Raw genomic sequence first — 20,078 nt, 5'->3', positions numbered from 1 at the left:
AAGAGCTTGATTCCCACCTTCGTGGGAATGACGTGTCTTCGGCTTATTTTGCACTTTGGAAGTCAGTTCGACGCGACGAAGTTGCGCGACTTTATGGCGTTTCAGGGGCAGTTAAAAATATCCTTTCTAACACCACCAAAAACAATCTATGCCTTACGATAAAGCTCGTGTTGCTAGACATAACCTTAACCAAAATAACTGAGACGTTTGGGCGATAGCCCGAGAAAGCGAATTTTTGCTTTCCTTTAAACTGAAGTTTTTTGGGTGCTAGCAAAAAGTTACACGCCCAGCGGGGCGGAATAAACTTGTAGCTAAAAGTCATTGAGAAGTAACAAATATACTTGAAGACCCAAAGAACAACCCCATCCTCCGCCTTCCCCTTGGAAGACAAAAGGGGAAGGGACTAAGCCCTCGCCCAGCGGGGCGGAATAAACTTGTAGCTAAAAGCCATTGAGAAGTAACAAATATACTTGAAGGCCCAAAGAACAATCCCATCCTCCGCCTTCCCCTTGGAAATAAAAAGGAGAAGGTTAGGGGGTTAAAGGAAAACCCTTATGGCTGTTAGGCGTTGAAGTAGGGGGATTTCATACCTTTACTTGCTTCGGCCACGACGTCACCATCAAATAATTTAATGCTGAGGCTGGCGTTTATTGATTTGGCTATATCGGACAACATGCCTTCTGCGTAGGCGCGGGCGTTTTGTACTGAGTCGAACTCGTAGAAGCCGCCTACGGAGTGATTGTTGATGCCGCTTAGCCAAGTTTTATTTCGAAGCCCGGTGACTGTTTGCATTGCTGGGTTAGCTTCCTGCCATACTTCTTCAGTAAATGGTGCTGATACTTGAAGTTCAGCGTACAGAAAAACACGGTTTGGTTGGGTCATTGTAGACTCCTTAGTATAAAAATTTAGTGGGATTTTGATTAAGGGGTTAGTTTCGGCCTGCGATTACGCCACCATCCACATCCCAAATAGCGCCAGTTACCCAGCTTGAATCACTGCTTAGTAGAAAGTTAATGGTCTTGGCAACATCTTCGGCTGTGCCAATTCTTCCAATTGGATGGAAGCCATCAAATGTCGCGAGTGTTTCATCGATTGCACTTGGGTCAATGAAGGATTCGTAAATAGGGGTTTTTACCACTGCAGGAGAAACCGCATTAACGCGAATGTTCTGGTCAGCTAATTCCATTGCCATATGTTGTGTGAGTGCATGCAGACCAGCTTTAGCCATTGAGTAAGCCGACGATGGTGTGGCTTTGATGGCTTGTTTTGCCCACATTGAGCCAATATGTACAATTGAACCGCCGCCATTAGATGCCATGTTTTTGGCGACGGCTTGAGATATAAAGAATGCCGCACGGTTCAGTTCCTGATACGCATCGTAATCTTTATGATCGTGTTCTAAAAATGCCGTTGGTTTGAATTTACCCGCTGCATTTACGAAATACTCTATATGGCTGTCATGATTAGCGACAAAATCCAGTATGCGTTGAACGTCATCGGTTTCGTATAAGTTTGCTTGCAGCGTTTCAATATGTCCCAATTCGGCAAGTTCCTGTTTAGCGGTCGCAAGTTTTGTCGTGGAGCTGCCCACAATGATTGTTGGAATGCCACGTTTGAGTAGTTGCTTTGCTGTCGCAAAGCCCATTCCGCTAGAGCCGCCTAGAATTAAAGCGTAAGAACTATTTATGTTTTTCATTTGATTATCTCTATAGGTAAATATTAAAGTGTGGAAGTAGATTACAATCCCCGTAGACTATTGAAAATTAGGCACAATTTGGTGCGGTAGGTACTTATTGGTATATCTTTATGAAAGAACAGGAAAAAATATTTCCAAAGAAGTCTGCACCTGAAAAAAGTGCGCGTATGGTTGAGACTATTTATGGTTGTAAATGGTCATTAACCATCTACCAGCTGTTGGCAAATGACATTAATCGACCTGGGGCCATGGTCCGAAGTGTTGAGGGGTTAACGACGAAGGTGCTTAATGAATGTCTGAGAAAAAATACAAAATTTGGTATTTTGGAACGCGTTGACTTTAATGAGGTACCACCTAGAGTGGAATATCGTGTGACTCGCTTTGGCACAAAATTTCTTCGAATTCTTGATGAGCTGGAAAAGTTACAGAACGAGATTGAATGTGACATTGCGTAGTGGCGTTTTTCGGCATTAGGATTGAATATGTTCACTAGAAAGCTTTTCTATTTACTGGTGTTTCTTTTATTGCAAGGGTGTTCGAGTATTATGCCGAATTTAGGGGTTACTAATGGGAAGTTGGCGGATTGTCCTAACTCGCCCAATTGTGTGAGCAGTCAGACTCAAACCAATGATAAGCATTTTATTGAACCTATCGTTGTGAAAGGTTCCAGTGTCGACGCTCATGACAAGGTGTTGGCCGTGCTGGAGTCTTCTAAACGCGCTAAGGTGGTGGTGAATGACGCAGATTATATTCACGCTGAATTTACGTCTTTGGTGTTTCGTTTTGTGGACGATGTGGAGTTTTTGTTCTCGCAAGAGCGAAATGGCGAAGTGACGATCGATATTCGCTCGGCGTCACGAGTTGGTCATTCTGACTTTGGGGTGAATCGAAAACGTATGGAAGCCATTCGCCGTAAAATCAATCGATAGTGTGATAAGTGATTAATTTATCGGCGCTCTATATTGTTTATAGAGCGCCTTTTTGTTGGCAAATAGGTCTATATCGTTAAAGCGTTTGTGCATTCTTCACTTCGTGCTCGATGCTTTGGCTGGGCTCTGAGTGAAGCCATTGAAAAAACATTACGATGATAATGTGGCGATTTTAGCCAGTGAATCCTTGTCGCATCGATTTTCTCAAAATGGCAGCGCTCCTGATTTCGCACATAAAATTTGGGGCTCTTTTTTAGAGTCTCTGGATGACTTTAGAAAATATGTTAATGAGATAAGCAGCCATAAATAACCTATTTTTAGGTTTTCCATTTAAAAGCGCTCGATGTCTATACTCAAGCGATTTTTGGCTTCTCTATAAAACTTATAGGTAATAATGGAAACGTCAGATAAATTGAACAAAATCCGTGGTTATTTACAAGTGAATATCATATTAACGGTTAAGGCACTATTTCAGTGTTTATTTTTGGGCTTTTCCATATAATCCTTTCGTAGTGGCAAATAGCCTGGTTAAACCGAACAGAGATTCAATGTTGGGTGACTCTATTTCAAGTCTTTGGGTGAGTTCGTAGATAATGCCTAAAATAGAGTCTAACTCTATGGCACTTTCGTTTTCGACATCTTGTAGCATCGAGGTTTTGAATGCGCCTAGCTTTTCGGTTTCTTTGTGTCGACTTTCTGGTGTTGCGGCGATATGGCAGCCAATTTTTTCGCCTAAAACAGCGGCTTCACTCATAACAGCAGAGCAATACTTTCTCACAAGAGGGTCTTGAAGAATGTGATCCACGGTCGCGCCTGTGATCGCACTGACAGGGTTCATCGTCATATTTCCCCAAAGTTTATACCAAATAGCAGACCGAATATTTTCGGAATAATGGCAGTCAAAACCTACATCGGTGAGTAGGTTGGTGAGCATTTGGACTCGGGCTGATTTTCCTCCATCAGGTTCTCCAATAACCAGTTTGTTTCCTGCTTTATGTTGAATCAGTCCAGGCTCGGTGCGAGTGGCAGAGGCATGAACGACGAGACCAATAATATTTTCGTAGGTAATTGCTTGGCTATTGGAGCCTTCGGGATTGACGGATTGAAATGGGCGATGAGTTTGTGCTTCAAGGTCTTTGAAAAACCACCAAGGAATGCCATTCATCGCGGAAATAATGATGGTGTTCTCATTAATAAGTGGCGCTAGAGTGGGTAACACCTGTGCTAGCGCTGGCGTTTTTAACGCAATGACTATGATATCTTGCACACCTAGCTCGCTAGCGGATTCAACGGCAACACAAGGGCGCTGAATTCGCACTCCATTTTGTTCTAGCAGCCAACCATTTTTATTGAGTGCCTCTAAGCTTTTTCCTCGCGCCAATGCATTCACATTAACGTTCTGTTTTGTTGCAAGACGAGCGCCAAGAAAACCACCAATAGCACCGACACCTACGATACATATATTCATTTTGCTTTCCTTTTTGATCCGTATATTTTTTTATAATAGAACTCTTAATAGATGACAGTACTAGTTGAAAGGTATGTAATGACCTTTAAAAAATAGCCCTTACGAGAGTCTTAGGGCTATTTTTTTATGGCTAGGCCTATACTTGAATAATAAGTAACTATTTAGTTTTTGAATGAGGGATCTTGTTTCTCAACAAGGCGTTTCATTGCTGCAAACACATCTTCACCCGCACCAAACTTAGGATCAAAGTTAAGCGACTGAGCGGTACACTTTTTACAAATTTCTTCTGGGATTTGTCGAACTGCTCCCATGGACGTCGATGCAATTTGAACTTCACAGGCACGGTTTACTAACCACATCAATGAAAAGGCTTGCGCTAAAGTTGACCCCATTACAACTGGTCCATGATTACGAAGCATTAACAAAGGTTTTTTACCTGCGTTTTCTAAAATGCGCAGACCTTCATCCATATGCAAAGTAATACCTTCAAAATCATGATAAGCGACTTTATCCCACAGTTGCGCAGAGTAGAAGTTACTGTAAGACAATCCATCTTCTAGGCAACATACAGCCAGTGTAGGAGTGGTATGAACGTGCATAACGCAATGGGCATCTTCTACCTTGTCATGGATAGCGCTGTGGAAAGTGAAACCTGCAGGATTAATAGGCCAATCGGAGTGACCAATAATGTTGCCTTCTATGTCCACTTTAACCAAGTTTGACGCGGTGACTTCACTGTAATGAAGCCCAAATGGGTTGATCAAAAAGTGATTGTCTTCCCCAGGCACGCGCAAGGAAATATGGTTGTAGATGGATTCATCCCACTTTAAGTAGGCAAAAATGCGATACATAGCCGCTAAGTCAACGCGAGCCTTCCATTCAGTGTCGCTGAAGCGTGTTGGATGTTCATAATTGCGAGGTGTGAAAGTCATATCGTTTCTCTTTTATTATTGAATTCATTAACATGTTAATTAAGTGTTTTAGTGAAAAAAACCAAAATAACTATAGTGGTGTTCCATATTTTTTATATAGCTGTTGTTGTGCAAAATAATGACTTATTTAGGGAGCATGCGATCAAGTCGGTAACATGAGACAATCTTGCCGACTTAATCTGGCTGCGATTTCTGCCGATCATCAACCATCTTTCTTCGACGATACCGAATTTACCAGAAAGCGCCGTAAAACCCGCAAAGAGCTTTTCCTTGGACGGATCAATGAATTCACGCTACTGCCCTGATCCAAAAGCGGCAATGGTCGGCGTCTTAGGCTATCGCAGAATAGAGCAGCACAAAGAAGCTAAGGATAGAAAAGTGAATCTCATTAAAAGCGTTGTTGTGGCATCGTATTATCGTTATTAGGGTGCTTAGAACTCCTTAAAATCGTCATTTAAACGGATTAACTCCGTGAAGACCGTGTCATCTGATCCAATCACAACAAATTTTCAAGATCAAACAGTATAGAGAGTTTGTTGTCATTTTTTGGAAGTCCTTTATAGGCGGTTCTACGGAACCCAAACTAGCATTTCAATATTCCTCCACTTTTGCTCTGATGCTCGCTTTTAGTATTCTATACGGATGGGGTGCATTATTAATGCGAGGGGCCTCTTCCAAACGCGGTACCTTACTTAGCATCTCAGCCACTAACCGATTTTGTTGCATAACGGAAGTCTGGGCTTATTGGAATGGCTTGTTTGCATATACCTAAAGAAAAGTAAACTAGGCTTGCTTAAATTTGTGTTATACCTCAGGGGCTGAGCACGTTTGCCTCGTTTAAAGCTTAAATAAGTGCATGAAAATATTAAGGCTTACATTTAGTTATTAAATTTAATAAAAAAACTGGCTATAAAAACAAAAATAAATATGGTATAGCTCAATGATTTTTATGTAATCTTCGTAATTATGAACAGTAAACAATTAACCTTTTTTTTAAAAACGGCTGAGCTAAATAGCATTGCGGCAGCGGCAAGAGCGTTAAATGTAGCTCAGCCGAGTATTAGCTTGCAACTGGAAAACTTGGAGCATGAACTTGGTGCTATTTTGTTTGATCGCAGCTTTCGCGGTGTGGTGTTAACGCAAAGTGGGCAGGTTTTTCATGCTCATGCAGAGTCTATTCTGCGTCAAATGGAACAGGCTAAATGCGATGTACAACAGTTGGAACAAGAGCCATCGGGTGTTTTGTCAATAGGAATGACACAACCAATCGGCAATATTATTTCTGTTCCTCTATTGGCCTTGGTTGATGAGCGTTATCCAAAGATTACACTAGATCTTCATGCCGGCTTGTCTTATAACTTGTCTAATCAATTACTATCAGGAGAAATAGATATGGCAATTTCATCGCCTGATGGATCAGATATGAGTCAAATACGCCAAGTTAAGTTATTCCGAGAGAAGCTATTTCTAGCGGTTGGTCGTGAGACCAAAGTGGCTTCATATAGAAAGTTAATTGATCTAAAGACGATTAGATTTGCTGAATTGGCTCACCACGAAGTGATTGTTACTAGTCCCCGTGATTCGCTTGGATATGTTTTGAGTCAGTATGAAGAGGAAACGGGTATTACGTTGCCTCATAAAGCTGCGTTTGGTCAATTAATGACAACACTGCGTTATGTAGTGGATGGACATGGAGTATTGCTATCTCCTACATCTGCTTTCTATCATTTGTTGCAGACTAATCAAATACAGGCGATAGAAATTGTTGAGCCAACCTTATGGCGCGAGGTGTGCTTATCTACTGCCGTTGATCGCCCACAATCGGCTTTATTAAATGCAGTCATTCCACTCATAAAGGAAGTCACAAGAGCAGAATGGGAGTCAGGACGCTGGCAGGGGGAGCCGTATTTTTAAAGGTTAGCCTTTATTCTCTTGAGCTAGCTCCGAAAACACATCGTGTGCAATATTTTTGAATGTCTGAAAGGCAATTTGTTCTTTTAATGGCCTACTGCACATAAGAAATATATTTCGTTTGATAGAAGTGACGTCTTTTAAGTGTATTTCTTTAATTGAATATATATTTTTAATAGTGGACACAGGGAAGTGAGGCAGTGCCGCAAGAAATTTTCCAGAAGATAGCATTTTCATGATCATGATAGCATCATTGCGAAAGACGACTTTTGTTTTTGCGTTAGGTATTCCGTATGAGGCAAGCATGTCTGTTGTTTGCTTTTCGAAATAAGAAGCGATCCCTAAGCTTAGCCAGTCGAGGCCGGCAAAATCATCAATTTTGATATTTTTTTTATTGGCCAGTGGATGGCTCTTTCCACAAAAAATGCCAATCCTATCTTCGTGAATTAACTCCGCGTGGAAGCTATCAGATACGTTGTCTGCAGGGTGAGGGGCGATGACAATATCGAACTCATCATTCATTAATTTTTCTATTGCACTAGAAGGGTTTAAACAGGTCACTGTAATAGCGATATCAGGCTGCTCGACCAACATTCTTTCAATAATCATGGGTAAGGCTTCCATAGAAAGGAGTGGCCCTGCGGCAAGGCGCAAATTTTGCTTAATGCCCAATTTAAAGCGAGAAACCTGTTCTTCTGCAGAGCCTAGTGTGCGGGTGATGGCTCTCCCTTCTCTCGCTAAAGATTCGCCAATGGGGGTACTTGATACACCGAAGCGACTTCTTGTAAATAGTTGTGCTCCAGCCTGCATTTCAAGGGTTGCCATGGCTCTTGTTAGAGTGGGTTGGGCAATGTTCAAATGCTCCGCAGCCGCCGTAATCGATCCTTTTTCAAGAATGACAGATAGATAAATAAGATGTTTTGATTCCATGTATGCGGACCTATACAGACGATTTAATATTCTAATTTTTTTGATCAGCTGGAAAGCCAGCACACTCATTGAAAATACGCGCGCTACAATGGCGACACTTCTCTTTATCGATGTGTTGCAGAATTCCTATGATGGCATCCTTCGTATTGTTTGTTAAGTAATTGACGAGGAATGATTTGAAAACAGGCATGGACTTAACTTCATCTAAGACTGTACCTTTTAATGAACAAATCCTAATGCAGCCACCTAAATTCTCAATCCGAGATATTTCAGATTCGAGCAAATGAACACCTGAAGCATCCATAAAATTGATGCCTTTGGCAACAATAATAAGGTGCTTTATTTCATCCTTAGTGAGTTTACCGATTTCTTTTTGTACGTAATCTACGGAGCCGAAATATAATGACCCATCTATACGAATGATTTTAATTTGTGGGCAAACCTCTAGGGAGTGGCGATGAATATTGCGAATGATCCTGTTTTCAGTGTTCTGTATGGGAGCAACTTCAATAATTCTAGGTCTTGAGGTTCTGCGCAGATAAAAGCCGATAGATAAAACGATGCCGACATAGATCGCAAGCTCTAACTTTATAAAGAGTGTTGATAGAAACGTGCCTAATAGAATGATTGCTTCAGCACGGCTGAGTTTTAAGGTTTCTATGATTTCCTTTCTATTAATCAAATTCCAAGCAATTAACAGTACGCTTCCGGCCATGGCTGGAAGCGGTAAATAAGACGTTGCAGTGGGGATAAGAGCAATAACCATCGCCACAATAATGGCCGCGTATACCGCTGAGAGTGGGCTGATTGCGCCAGCATCATAGTTGGCTCCAGAGCGAGTAAAAGAGCCTGAGCTTGGGTAGCAAGAAAAAAAGCCGCCGATGATATTTGACATGCCTTGGCCAATAAATTCCTGATTGCCATCAATTATCTGTTTTGACCGAACCGAAATAGCACGAGCAATGGATACTGCTTCAATGAGTCCAAGTAATGCCACTGCAAAGGCACCTGAAAATAGATTATGCAAATTTGAAAATGAAACATCAGGTAAAGATAACTGAGGTAAGGTTCCTGGCATGCTTTGTACCATAGCAACGCCATGAGATTGGCCATCCAGCAGTAGGCATACAATGCTGCCCAAAATCATACCGATTAATAAATTGGGAAGTTTTTTATGAATCAGCTTGATGATCACAGAGGTCGCTAACGTAGTAAGACCAATGATTAATGCGTACATATTGAGTTCGTTGGCGTGTTGGGCTAGGGCACTTATTTCATCAATGAAAGAAAGGTTTGAGGCTAACTTGATCCCGAAGAAGTGTTTTATTTGGCTGGTGGCGATCAAGATAGCGGCGCCAGTGGTGAAGCCAATAATGACGGTATGAGAAATAAAATTCACTAATGCTCCGAGTCGAAGAGCACCTAAAGAGAACTGTATCAGTCCGGTTAAAAACGAGAGCGTCACCACGATAGTCATCTGCTCTGTAACGGAGGAGTAGCCAATTTGCTGCACCACAGAAGCAACAACAATAGACAACGCCGCCGTGGGGCCTGAAATCATATGGAATGAACTACCGAATAGGGCGGCAACAGAGGCTGAAACAATGGCAGTATAAAGGCCAATTTCAGGTGGAAGACCAGCGATATAAGCGTACGCAACGCCTTGCGGAAGTACTAAAATTGCCCCAGTTATCCCCGCTAGGAGATCTTTTTTTACCGTTTCGGGCGTTTGCTGTTGCAGACAAGAATGGAAAGGAAATAAAACCGATAAGATGGCGTGAAGCATGATGATTCCATTGGGTATCAAGAGAGTTATTTTATTATTAGATGTATTTTGGACCGGGGTAGCGCTGTCCATTTCGAAGAATAATAAAGCAGAAGCAATGAATCTTAAAATGTTAAATGAGACAGTCAATCAATCATTAATGAATGGAATACTGATTTTAGTATTCATTAATGATCGATTAATATCTCAAAATCGTATTTTACGGATATAAAAAATAGGGGTAGATTGTTTCTAGCTAGACAAAAACAATAAAAGATAAGCGGAGAGAAACAATGTACAAAACTACAAAATTATTACGACATGGACTGTGTGTAGCTGGCTTGATGTTTTCTAGTATCTTTGTTGCTTCGGTGAGCCACGCTGAGCAAATTGGTATGGAGGCCGCATCGCCGAACAGTATTTTAGGTATGGTTCCTCAAGCGATGGCACCCTACTGGTCCCAAAGTGGTATTGATGTTCAGTTATCATTGAATCAAACGCTAACAAAGTCTCTTCTTAAAATTGCTCAGGGTAGCTTAGATTCAGGAATCGTTCCGCCACCTGCATTTACGGCCTTACAGAGCGGGAACGGTCCGTATACAAAAATCTCGGATAAGGCAACAGAAATATCTGGTAACGTTCGAGGTTTATTTACTATTCCGGGAAGTTATTATCACGCTATTACGCGAGCAGATTCTGGCATTAAAAGTTGGCCGGATGCCAAAGGCAAACGTATTTTTATCGGTCCACCAGCCGGTGCAGCGAATGCTCAAATTGTCTCACTAATTGAAGCCGGTGGTCTTGCAGAAGGGGACTATGAGGCGATCAAAGCGCCTTGGGGAGCGGCCACACAAAGTTACCAAGATGGCCAATTCGATGTGTATGTTGGGACTTTTGGTCTAGGTTCTCAGGTCGTGGCCGAGTTGAGTCTGACGAATGATATTCGAATCTTGGGGGTTCCTGATGAGAAAATGGTGCCACCAAAAGGTACGGGTATGCAAGCGGCAGTCATTCCTTCAAATACTTATTCAGGTCAAGTAAATGAAGATCCTGTGATCACTTGGCAAACAGTCATGATGATGGCAGCGAATAAAAATATGTCTGATGACACAGCTTACACCTTGACGAAGGAATACATTAAAAACCGTCTGGCTTTAGCAGAAGCCAACTCAATTTTTAAAGACCTTCCAACGACGGATTACTTTGCCGGCATTAATGCTCCTTTGCACCCAGGTGCTGTGCGTTATTACCAAGAAATTGGTGTCGAAATTCCTGCCGAGCTAATGCCTAAGTAGTCGTCAAATATTCCTGTATTTAAAGATATTACTAATTAAACGGAGGTGCAGACCTCCGTTTAAGGGAGCTTTTTATGTCGTCCTCTCAGTTATCGTTAAAGCTAGTCACGTTAGCTATTGGTGTTCTGAGCTTTGTTATTTGCCTTTATGGCCTTGCGAATGTTGTTCCAGCGATTGGTGACTTTCGTCTAGGGCCCTTTCCTATGGTCGCTTTTCGTGCCTCTTTTTTTGCTTTATGTGTCATCACTATCGCTCTATCTATGTACGAAGGCTATTTAAAAGGTAAAACCAACCTCCCTGTCGCTGTATTTAGCATGATTTTAATGTTTGGCATGTTGTGGTGTTGTTGGTCGTTTTATCAAGTGAGTAGTGAGCTGGATGATGGCATGTTCTTGTTTGGTTCAAATGAGATGTGGATCGCGCTTCTTGCCTCAATGGGCGCCTTGTTTTTTTGTTGGCGCATATGGGGGGTGCCAGTCGCATTGTTGGGTCTTGTGGGTATTTTATATATGGCAACAGGTCAGTATTGGCCTGGCCCGCTGCAGACGGTAAGTCATGATATCAATGAAACCTTGGCACAGAATCTTTTATACAGTTTAGATACGGGGATTTTGGGGAGTACCTTTGCCATTGTGATCACGACGGTATTTCCTTTTATTATCCTTGGCGCTCTACTAGAAGGGGTTGGCGCTGGTGATTCTATGATTCGCATTGCGTTTCATTGGATGCGAAGAACCGCTGGTGGTCCCGCCCATGCGGCTGTGTTGTCTTCAGCCTTGTTTGGAACAGTTTCAGGTAGTGCGGTCGGCAACGTGGTAGGAACGGGAGTGATCACGATTCCCATGATCAAACGTCGGGGATTTTCTGCGAACTTCGCGGGAGCCGTAGAATCGTCCGCATCCACAGGGGGGCAGATCATGCCGCCTATTATGGGCGCGGCCGCACTGGTTATGGCCGATTTTGTTGGGGTGAACTACTTGACTGTCATCTCCGCTGTTCTAGTTCCTTCCATCGCCTATTACATCAGTTTGTTTGCCATGATTGTGTTTGAATCTCGTCGTCTGAATATTAAAGCGGACGAAGAGTTTGAAGGTATTGATAAACCAAGCAAGCAAGACTATCTCAATCTACTATTAATCTTCATTCCTCTTTTTATTATTGTTGTATTGCTCTTGTATGGTTTGTCTCCATCAGGTGCTTCTATTGCCGCCTTGGTTTGTTTGTTCCCGTTAAGTTTACTCAATCCAGAGATTAGGGAAAAACCGGTTGCATTGATAAAAAGTCTTGCTGTGGGTGGTCGAACCTTTGCTGGGTTGTTGATGGCCATTGCGGCGGTCAGTATTGTGATATCGGCTCTTTCCGTAACGGGTGTACCTGTTAAGTTCAGCGTGTTGTTATCCACTATTGTCTCCAACTCTCTTTTGGTGTCGCTATTACTTGCCGCGTTTTGTTGTATTGTGTTGGGAATGGGAATGCCAACTTTACCTGCCTATGTCACCGTGGCAACGATCGCCATCCCTGCGATGGAACAGCTTGGGTTGGCGCCTCTTACCGCGCATATGTTTGTATTTTTTATCGCAGTAGGGTCGGCCATTACGCCACCGGTTGCGATTGCCGCGTTTGCGGCGGCCAGTATTGCAAAAGGTGGCCCAGTTGGCACTTCGGTACAAGCCTCTAAAGTGGGCGTGATGATCTTCATTATTCCATTTACTTTTGCTTTTAACCCTTTATTGCTTACTGTTGCCGACTCAGGTGTGAGTTTTGAGTTAATTCCTTGGTTATGGCTATTAGTGAAACTAGGGGTTGGGATTTTATTGATGGCCACAGCCTTAACCGGCTTTCACAAGCAAAAATTGCGCTTTTACGAAATTGCGGCGCGATTGATTGCGGCGGTTCTTTTGTTCTCACCAGGTCTTTTGTGGGATCAGATTGGCATATCATTAGCCATTTTATTATGGGGTTGGCATTTACGTAATGACTTAACAATAGTACAGCGTTTTAAAGGGGCAAAAAAATGACAAATATAATCTACATTGTTGCTGATGATCTGGGGTATGCAGATCTAGGGTGTTATGGCGGACGTGAAGCTCAATTTGGTCAAGTGTCACCTAATATCGATAAATTAGCGGAAGATGGCATGATCTTTCTGGAGGGGTATTCAAACTCTCCTGTGTGTTCTCCAACCCGTTTTGCTCTAATGACAATGGCCTACCAGTATCGGTTACGCGGGGCACTAGAAGAGCCAATGAGCAGTAAAAGCAGACACAGTCGAATATTGGGTTTACCTCCTCATATTCCTACATTGCCATCTCAGCTAAAAAAGGCAGGCTACTACACTGGATTAATGGGCAAATGGCACTTAGGTTATCCACCTAGCTTTGGTCCGAGAGCCTCCGGTTATGATGAGTTTTTCGGTATTATGGCTGGTGGCGTTGACTATTTTTCACATAAAAGTGGTTATGGTGATCATGATCTTTGGGTAAATGAAGAAGAGCATCAAGAAATTGGTTATTTAACGGACCTTATTTCTGAGCATTCTTTAGACTTTATTAACCGAAGAGCGACGGAAGCACCGGGCATGCCATTCTTCTTGAGTATTCACTACACGGCTCCTCATTGGCCTTGGGAAACACGGGATGACGCCCATTTGGCGGACAATCTCTCCACCTTGTTTCACCTTGAGGGTGGCAATATTCATACTTATCGAAGAATGATCCACCATATGGACGAAGGGATTGGCCGTATCATGGAAACATTAGAAAAGCATGGTATTGCCGATGACACACTCATTGTTTTTACGAGCGATAATGGTGGTGAACGTTTCTCTGATAATTGGCCGTTAGTCGGTGGGAAAATGGACCTGACCGAAGGTGGGATACGCGTGCCTTGGGTAGTGCGTTGGCCCGGTGTGGTTAAAAAAGGCACCGTAAGTATGCAGCATTGTATGACAATGGATTGGTCTCGTACGCTTCTTGAAGCTGGAAAAGGGGGATTCGATCCTGATTATCCGGTCGATGGCGTATCCTTATTACCAGTATTAACGGGGGAAGTTGAGCAATTTGAACGTCCTTTATATTGGCGGATGAATCACCGTAAACAGCGAGCATTGCGCCTTGGTGATTGGAAGTATTTGAAGGTGGATGAGCACGAATATTTATTCAATATTACCAATGATGCCCGTGAAAGAGCCAATCTGGGTAAAAAATACCCAGAAAAATTGGCCGAGATGAGACAGCAATGGCTTGATTGGGATGCCACTATCCCGCCTATTCCAGATGATGCTACCGTTAACCTTGGCTATAGTGTGGCGGATATGCCGCAACGGTAAGTGTTTTTCTAAATCACCTAATATCTTCAATGTGTTTTGGTGTACTTTTTTAATTATGGCTTTTATTTAAAAGCCATAATTATTTTTAATGGCATTCTGTTTGATATATCTTTCGCTGCTTTTTTAAGTTTACAATGAACTTTTTTCTAAATTGTATACGGTTAAACTCCCTTCTGAGCAAACTAAAGAAAGACAACCTACGGTTTTGCTGGAATTTATATATACATCAAATTGTGTCATTAGAACGTCCTATATTTGTCACCAAAATAAGCGTTTTTTCTACAAATTCATTGTATGACTGACTCGCTGCTCAATTGTCTGCTTTCCATTACTCTGACTGATTCTTGGCGGTTTAGTGCGTTTTATAACATAGCAGATAGGTTGTTTTTAGCACCCAAAAATTGGCCAGAAAACCGCTGTTATGCTTGGGGTGGCCGCTTTTTTGGCTGCCGTTGAATCAAAGAGTGTTTGCATGATTCTCACTGTATATTTATGCGCATATTTGCATTTTTAATATAGGCTGGCAATGCATAGAAGAAATGATTAGGGGTATAGAGTCAGAGTAAAACAACAAGGCGCTCTATATTATTTATAGAGCGCCTTTTTGTTGGCAAATAGGTCTATATCGTTAAAGCGTTTGTGCATTCTTCACTTCGTGCTCGATGCTTTGGCGTAGGTCAGTTGGTAAGTGTAGTGCGTCCCCTAGACGATCTAGGTAATGGCGTTCTTCTGTTGTGTCGATATCGATGGCGAGCATGGAGACAAGGTAGATCTCTGTGGCTTGCTCTTCACTTTCTGATAGGCGTGCAATGGTGATTGGGTCACTGTCAGCACGCAGTTGCTCTATAAGGAATCTTTGCTCTTCTGCATTGATGCCAAGATCACGAATTTGTTGTTCGATCCGAGTTTGTTCGCTGGTGTCGATGTGGCCGTCAGCTTTGGCAGCGCTGATCATGGCTCGTATTAAGATCAGGCGCATGTTTTCGACTTGTTTTGTTGGCTTTTCTTCAGCAAGGTCAAAGATGCTGCCAGCAGGTGCGGCGGGGATGTTGGATGAGCCGAAGCTCTGATTCGGTTCAATATTGGTTCTTTGTGTCATGGATTGGTTTTCTTTGTGAGTCCGCCACGCCTTGTAAGCTATTCCACCCACGGCAGCCATGCCGCCATATTTGATGGCTTTACCGCCCATTTTACGGGCTTTTTTGTTGGTTAATAACATGGCGGCTAATCCGCCTGCGGCCGCGCCCCCCATTAACCCACCGGGCATTGAGCCTGATTTGGCTTTACTGACGGCTTTGTCTATTCCAGAACCTGTTGAACCCATAACGCTGCTTAGCAGTGAGTTGATATTCATAATTTATAATCTCCAATTTACTTATCGGTTATTTCTTCAGACTGGAGAAGCTTGGGAGAGTTCATCAGGGGCTGTTTTGTTCCCTTTCTTTTACTCTTTAATTACGTTATTAAAAGGGCGTAAATATCTGATTTTTGGTTTGATAGCCTAAGCGAGTTGAAATGGTTTATGTGTTTGCTTTTTATGGCTTTCTAAGTCTGATTACTTTTGGTTTCTATGGTATGGATAAGTCGGCCGCTAAGCGTGGCAAGCGCCGAGTGCCTGAGTCGGCTTTGCATTGGTTGTCTTTTTTAGGTGGTTGGTTTGGTGCTCTGTTGGGACAAAAAATGTTTCGGCATAAGACAAAGAAACCGCGATTTCTAGCGGTGTTTTGGTTGACGTGTTTAGTGAATATTGCTGTGACTGGTTATGGCTTCTATTATTTTTCGTTGTTTTGATTTGGGCTTATCTCGTTACATTATGTAATTGCCGTAGATTTTTTATGTAAACTCCATTGATAATCAGCACTTAGATGACGGGGTTGTGTTGCTCGCCTTTTATATTCTCACAATGACATGGCTATGTTTTAGGTGTGCGGCTTTATGAATAACAAAGAACTCAATATTGACCTTGCTGATGTAATGGAGCTGATGCTGGACGCAGTTTGTATTGTTGATCGCAATGGTTATTTTGTCTTTGTCAGTGCGGCGTTTGAAGCTATGTTTGGCTATTCGCCAGAGGAAGTGATTGGAACACCTATGGTGCGTATGGTTTATCCAGCAGATAAGGTAAAAACGTTGGATACAGTCGATACGATTATTTCTGGTGAAATACAACCGCGCTTTGAAAATCGTTGGGTACGTAAAAACGGTGACGTGGTTAATGTGCTGTGGTCCGCTAGGTGGTCTGAAGAGCATCAAGTTCGTATTGCGGTTGCTCACGATATTACAGAGCGTAAGAAGATGGAAGCGCAGTTGTTATACGCGGCTGGTCATGATGATCTAACTGGTCTGCCTAATCGAACCTTGCTGTTAGACCGTTTGCAGTCGTCTCTGTCTCTGGCTGAACGAGAACGGGTTGGTTTGTCTGTATTGTTTATCGATGTTGATGGTTTTAAAGAGGTAAACGATGCCTGCGGGCACGCTGTTGGGGATTTACTGTTACAGCAAATTGCTAAAAGGTTAGGTGATTGTGTACGTCAATCTGATACTGTGGGACGTTTGGGTGGTGATGAGTTTTTGATTATTCTCAACAAGGTTCACAGCGATGCTGCGATGTTGTCTGTTGCAGAGAAAGTTCGTGCTGAACTGGCTAACGAGTTTGATATTGATGGCGTGGTGGTAAACGTGTCGGCGAGTATTGGAATAGCTCGTTTCCCAGAAAACGGTAAACAACCGTTGGACTTAGTGCAATACGCGGATCAAGCTATGTATAAGGCTAAAAATGCGGGCGGTAATCGCATCATATTAGCTGCCTCTGAATGATATCTGCCTCTATCTCTTCTTTAATTTAGCAAATATACTGGAAATATACCTTTCGACAGATTTGAGTTTGACGATTTACTTTCTTCGGGCTGATTTCCGTTTTACTATTTGCAGATTGGTTAAAAAAATAAATTCTTGGCCTTGATGGTACCGCTGTGAAGATCGGTATCTTAATCATTTAACGACATAGGAAACAATAATGGCGGCTTTTGGTAGCGTGTTCATGCCTAAGATGGCATTGGCAACATTCGAAAATGGTAAATGGAATGAAGAGAGTATTGTGGCATCCGATAGCATTCAATTGCATCCAGGTGCTCACGTCTTACATTACTCAAGTACGTGTTTTGAAGGATTAAAAGCGTTTCGCCATGAAGATGGTAGTGTGCATGTGTTCCGTATGGATCAAAACATTAAGCGCTTAGCGCAAAGTAGCCGTCTTTTGTCTTTGCCTACTATCAACGAAGAACAAGTCGCTAAAATGATTTTGGATGTGGTTGCTGAATTCGGCAGCGACGTTCCTGAGCCACCAGGGTCTATGTACATTCGTCCTACTCATATTGGAACAGAAGCGGCAGTGGGTAAAGCGGCTGCACCAACAGCAACTTCTATGCTGTATGTATTATTGTCTCCAGTAGGGGATTACTTTACTGGCGGTGCGAAAGCGCTTCGTCTTTTGTTGGATGAAACGGGTATGCGTTGTGCTCCTCACATGGGCATGATTAAGAGTGGTGGTAACTACGCAAGTGCGTTGGGCCCTATCTCTAAAGCGAAAGAAGAAGTGCAAGCAGACCAGATTTTGTTCTGTCCAAATGGCGACGTACAAGAAACTGGTGCCGCTAACTTCTTGTTGATCGATGGTAATGAAATCATCACAAAAGGTTTGGATTCTTCTTTCCTACATGGCGTCACGCGCTCTTCTATCTTGACACTTGCTGCGGATCTGGGAATGACTGTGACTGAGCGTGATTTGACAGTTGCTGAATTGTTAGAGCGTGCTGCTAAGCCAGGAGTGGAAGCGGTTCTGTCTGGTACAGCTGCGGTATTAACCTCGGTTGGTACGTTTATCCATAACGATAAAGAGTATCAAGTGGGTACTGGTGAACCAGGTCCTATTGCTCAGAAGCTTCGTCAAGCATTGAATGATATTCAATGGGGTAAAGCAGAAGACAAGCATAACTGGTTAACGAAAGTTTGCTAAGCGGTTAGAAAAGGTTAGTTAGAAAAAAAGGCTGAAGTGATTCACTTCAGCCTTTTTTATGATCGGCAGTCGGTGGTATGGCTTTAGAAGCTTAATCGTGCTGTTGCAGACAGAATGTTGTAATCGTCTGCTATCTGATAGTTGCCTGCCAAAGAGAAATTTTGTGTGAAGTAATAACCTAAGGACAATTTAGTGTTGTCAAAATAGTCTTGGTCTGAATACATTGTGTATGACAATCTTGCTTCAACACGATCGGTAAGCGAGCTATTCAAGCCAACTCTGAAGCTAAAATCAGAATCTTCATCATCATAGTCATTGTAGTGAACCAGTCCATATATTTGGCTAGCTCGGCCAATACCTGCAGAAGCGCCTATACCGAATTTCAAGATATCAGCATCGTTAAAATCGATAGATTCTATTGAAATAAGTGGAATAACGAGTGTATCGATAGAGACAGTAAATGCGGAATAGTCTCCGTCATCTGCACCACTATCATAATCAATGTTACCCATTGTGTAGTCAATAAACGTCAGTGGAGAAGCGTTCGCGTTCATAGACAAGGAAATTGCAGCCGCTGCAACTCCTGTTGCAATAATATTTTTCATATTTTTCTCCGAAAATTCTAAAGGTGTGAATCTTTATCATGTGCTAACTTGATTCCTACCTCCACGTAATCGGTTCTATTCGGGCAAACTTTAATCAAATATTGTAAAGTTTTGAGTTGTTGCCCTAATCTCTCACCCAAGGTGATGATATAAAAGGCAATCTATATCAGAAAATTTTTGATCAGTGGATACAAACTCCTCTAATGAATGAAGAAGGCATTATGAAAAAAGCAATGAGACAACTTTGTGCGCCATTATTGGCTATGTTTGAGTCGGGTGTTGGCGAATACGAATACAAAAAATCTCACCGCATAATATTGATTGTATTAGGGGCACTGTGTTTTGTGATTGCGTCTGCTTCTTTGGCTGTGACTATCGTAACGGAGGAAGCGGCGGGAGTTATTCCTATTTTATTATTTTCGCTTACCGGCTTGGTCTGTGAAATTGTTGGTTTACTCGGCAGTGACAGAGCTGTAGCAAGAATTTGGAAGCGAAATTAAGAGTCTGCTAAATAAAACGGCCATTGGCCGTTTTATTTATGTCTATGACAGTATGACAGGTTATTTTTGATCTTTGCCTTTATGGCGAGGCATGTCGTTTGCGCATTTTTCCTGACGGTCTTTTTGTAATTCAACGAATTTGTCTTTTTGTTCAGGCGTTAGGATGCTTAGCATTTTGTGTTGCTTGCTGAGCATGTCAACTTGACGTACTACTTGTTTATCAGAAAATGCTTGGGCAAGGGCGGTTGCTTTTGCTGGATCAAAGGTGTCCGCTAGCAATAATTCATTCATTTTCTGGGTGCGTTCGGCTCTCATTTCTGCTTTTGGTTTGTCTTCTCTGACATGTTTTTTCATTTCAGCTTTGTTGGCTTGGCGCAATGCTTTGAATTGATCTTTTTGTGCATCGGTTAAATCTAAGTCTTTCATTATGCTGCGATCAAAGCCAAACCCTGGGCGGCATTCGTCATGAGGTCCCTTGTGGCCTTTTCCGCCAAAGGCAAAGGCACTCGTGCTTACGATTAGAGGTAGTACAACAGACGCTATAATAAGTTTTTTGGCTATTTTCATGGGACTTTCCTTCCATACTAAGTAATGGCTAGAGTAAATAAATACTGCGCTTTGCAGGCATGGAAGTAGAATAGAGGTTGCTAGGTAAACTGACGTCTGCTCAAAGTAAAGTATCGTAAATGCCACGCTGCGGTGTG

General features: G+C 42.4%; 20 protein-coding genes. 11 read left to right on the top strand and 9 right to left on the bottom strand.

The window, feature by feature from the left end; genetic code table 11:
- Positions 1–561: 561 nt before the first annotated feature.
- Both C1X04_RS12440 and C1X04_RS12435 read right to left on the bottom strand, forming a co-directional pair.
- Positions 562–882 (bottom strand): YdhR family protein, encoded by a 321-nt coding sequence (locus C1X04_RS12440; protein WP_137170100.1) that lies wholly within the window; start codon positions 880–882, stop codon positions 562–564.
- A 46-nt stretch (positions 883–928) separates the two neighbouring features.
- On the bottom strand, positions 929–1,696 hold the full coding sequence (locus C1X04_RS12435; RefSeq protein WP_110573762.1) for an SDR family NAD(P)-dependent oxidoreductase: 768 nt from the start codon (positions 1,694–1,696) through the stop codon (positions 929–931).
- A 110-nt stretch (positions 1,697–1,806) separates the two neighbouring features.
- Between C1X04_RS12435 and C1X04_RS12430 the strand changes: the two genes are divergently transcribed.
- Positions 1,807–2,151, top strand: a complete 345-nt coding sequence (locus C1X04_RS12430) for a helix-turn-helix domain-containing protein (RefSeq protein ID WP_110573760.1) — start codon at positions 1,807–1,809, stop codon at positions 2,149–2,151.
- Between the two features lie 27 nt (positions 2,152–2,178).
- Positions 2,179–2,625 (top strand): DUF1499 domain-containing protein, encoded by a 447-nt coding sequence (locus C1X04_RS12425; protein WP_137170099.1) that lies wholly within the window; start codon positions 2,179–2,181, stop codon positions 2,623–2,625.
- Between the two features lie 478 nt (positions 2,626–3,103).
- Here the strand turns inward: C1X04_RS12425 and C1X04_RS12415 are convergent, their stop codons facing one another.
- Positions 3,104–4,093: a 2-dehydropantoate 2-reductase gene (locus C1X04_RS12415; RefSeq protein WP_137170097.1), complete on the bottom strand. Its 990-nt coding sequence runs from the start codon at positions 4,091–4,093 to the stop codon at positions 3,104–3,106.
- Positions 4,094–4,254: 161 nt separating this feature from the next.
- Positions 4,255–5,025, bottom strand: a complete 771-nt coding sequence (locus C1X04_RS12410) for a class II aldolase/adducin family protein (RefSeq protein ID WP_137170096.1) — start codon at positions 5,023–5,025, stop codon at positions 4,255–4,257.
- Positions 5,026–5,307: 282 nt separating this feature from the next.
- Here C1X04_RS12410 and C1X04_RS18495 point away from each other — a divergent pair, with 282 nt between their 5' ends.
- Together C1X04_RS18495 and C1X04_RS12405 are read left to right on the top strand one after the other, a co-directional pair.
- Positions 5,308–5,451 (top strand): hypothetical protein, encoded by a 144-nt coding sequence (locus C1X04_RS18495; RefSeq protein ID WP_175404943.1) that lies wholly within the window; start codon positions 5,308–5,310, stop codon positions 5,449–5,451.
- Between the two features lie 540 nt (positions 5,452–5,991).
- The gene (locus C1X04_RS12405) at positions 5,992–6,939 is read left to right on the top strand and encodes a LysR family transcriptional regulator (RefSeq protein WP_137170095.1); all 948 of its coding nucleotides are present in this window, start codon (positions 5,992–5,994) and stop codon (positions 6,937–6,939) included.
- A 3-nt stretch (positions 6,940–6,942) separates the two neighbouring features.
- Here the strand turns inward: C1X04_RS12405 and C1X04_RS12400 are convergent, their stop codons facing one another.
- Positions 6,943–7,866, bottom strand: a complete 924-nt coding sequence (locus C1X04_RS12400) for a LysR family transcriptional regulator (protein WP_175404942.1) — start codon at positions 7,864–7,866, stop codon at positions 6,943–6,945.
- A 31-nt stretch (positions 7,867–7,897) separates the two neighbouring features.
- On the bottom strand, positions 7,898–9,781 hold the full coding sequence (locus C1X04_RS12395; protein ID WP_254682260.1) for a SulP family inorganic anion transporter: 1,884 nt from the start codon (positions 9,779–9,781) through the stop codon (positions 7,898–7,900).
- Positions 9,782–9,924: 143 nt separating this feature from the next.
- On the opposite strand from C1X04_RS12395, the gene C1X04_RS12390 reads away from it, so the two are divergent.
- From C1X04_RS12390 to C1X04_RS12380, 3 genes are all read left to right on the top strand, one after another.
- The gene (locus C1X04_RS12390; protein ID WP_254682259.1) at positions 9,925–10,926 is read left to right on the top strand and encodes a TAXI family TRAP transporter solute-binding subunit; all 1,002 of its coding nucleotides are present in this window, start codon (positions 9,925–9,927) and stop codon (positions 10,924–10,926) included.
- A gap of 74 nt (positions 10,927–11,000) precedes the next feature.
- Positions 11,001–12,944 (top strand): TRAP transporter fused permease subunit, encoded by a 1,944-nt coding sequence (locus tag C1X04_RS12385; RefSeq protein WP_137170093.1) that lies wholly within the window; start codon positions 11,001–11,003, stop codon positions 12,942–12,944.
- Positions 12,941–14,254 carry a sulfatase gene (locus C1X04_RS12380; RefSeq protein ID WP_137170092.1) on the top strand — a complete coding sequence of 438 codons (1,314 nt, stop codon included), beginning with the start codon at positions 12,941–12,943 and terminating at the stop codon, positions 14,252–14,254. Before C1X04_RS12385 ends, C1X04_RS12380 begins: the two co-directional genes overlap by 4 nt.
- A 628-nt stretch (positions 14,255–14,882) precedes the next feature.
- Here C1X04_RS12380 and C1X04_RS12375 read toward each other — a convergent pair.
- Positions 14,883–15,608 carry a tellurite resistance TerB family protein gene (locus C1X04_RS12375; protein ID WP_137170091.1) on the bottom strand — a complete coding sequence of 242 codons (726 nt, stop codon included), beginning with the start codon at positions 15,606–15,608 and terminating at the stop codon, positions 14,883–14,885.
- A 161-nt stretch (positions 15,609–15,769) separates the two neighbouring features.
- Here C1X04_RS12375 and C1X04_RS12370 point away from each other — a divergent pair, with 161 nt between their 5' ends.
- The 3 genes from C1X04_RS12370 to C1X04_RS12360 all read left to right on the top strand — a co-directional run bounded on the left by C1X04_RS12370 (position 15,770) and on the right by C1X04_RS12360 (position 18,269).
- Positions 15,770–16,045, top strand: a complete 276-nt coding sequence (locus C1X04_RS12370) for a DUF1294 domain-containing protein (RefSeq protein ID WP_137170090.1) — start codon at positions 15,770–15,772, stop codon at positions 16,043–16,045.
- A 144-nt stretch (positions 16,046–16,189) separates the two neighbouring features.
- Positions 16,190–17,071, top strand: coding sequence for a sensor domain-containing diguanylate cyclase (locus C1X04_RS12365; RefSeq protein WP_137170089.1), 882 nt, complete (start codon positions 16,190–16,192; stop codon positions 17,069–17,071).
- Positions 17,072–17,270: 199 nt separating this feature from the next.
- Positions 17,271–18,269, top strand: a complete 999-nt coding sequence (locus C1X04_RS12360; protein WP_110573749.1) for a branched-chain amino acid aminotransferase — start codon at positions 17,271–17,273, stop codon at positions 18,267–18,269.
- A gap of 83 nt (positions 18,270–18,352) precedes the next feature.
- On the opposite strand, the gene C1X04_RS12355 is transcribed toward C1X04_RS12360, so the two are convergent.
- The gene (locus C1X04_RS12355; protein ID WP_137170088.1) at positions 18,353–18,874 is read right to left on the bottom strand and encodes a hypothetical protein; all 522 of its coding nucleotides are present in this window, start codon (positions 18,872–18,874) and stop codon (positions 18,353–18,355) included.
- A gap of 221 nt (positions 18,875–19,095) precedes the next feature.
- Here C1X04_RS12355 and C1X04_RS12350 point away from each other — a divergent pair, with 221 nt between their 5' ends.
- Complete coding sequence (locus C1X04_RS12350; protein ID WP_110574451.1) at positions 19,096–19,374, top strand: hypothetical protein; 279 nt, start codon at positions 19,096–19,098, stop codon at positions 19,372–19,374.
- A gap of 60 nt (positions 19,375–19,434) precedes the next feature.
- Here C1X04_RS12350 and C1X04_RS12345 read toward each other — a convergent pair whose 3' ends face one another.
- Positions 19,435–19,941 carry a CpxP family protein gene (locus C1X04_RS12345; RefSeq protein ID WP_137170087.1) on the bottom strand — a complete coding sequence of 169 codons (507 nt, stop codon included), beginning with the start codon at positions 19,939–19,941 and terminating at the stop codon, positions 19,435–19,437.
- Positions 19,942–20,078 lie beyond the last annotated feature (137 nt).

The organism is Marinomonas sp. FW-1 (genome assembly GCF_005222245.1).
Classification (GTDB): Bacteria; Pseudomonadota; Gammaproteobacteria; order Pseudomonadales; family Marinomonadaceae; genus Marinomonas; species Marinomonas alcarazii.
Note: the sequence above shows the minus strand (reverse complement) of the source record. Positions and strands in the feature narration are given on the sequence as shown.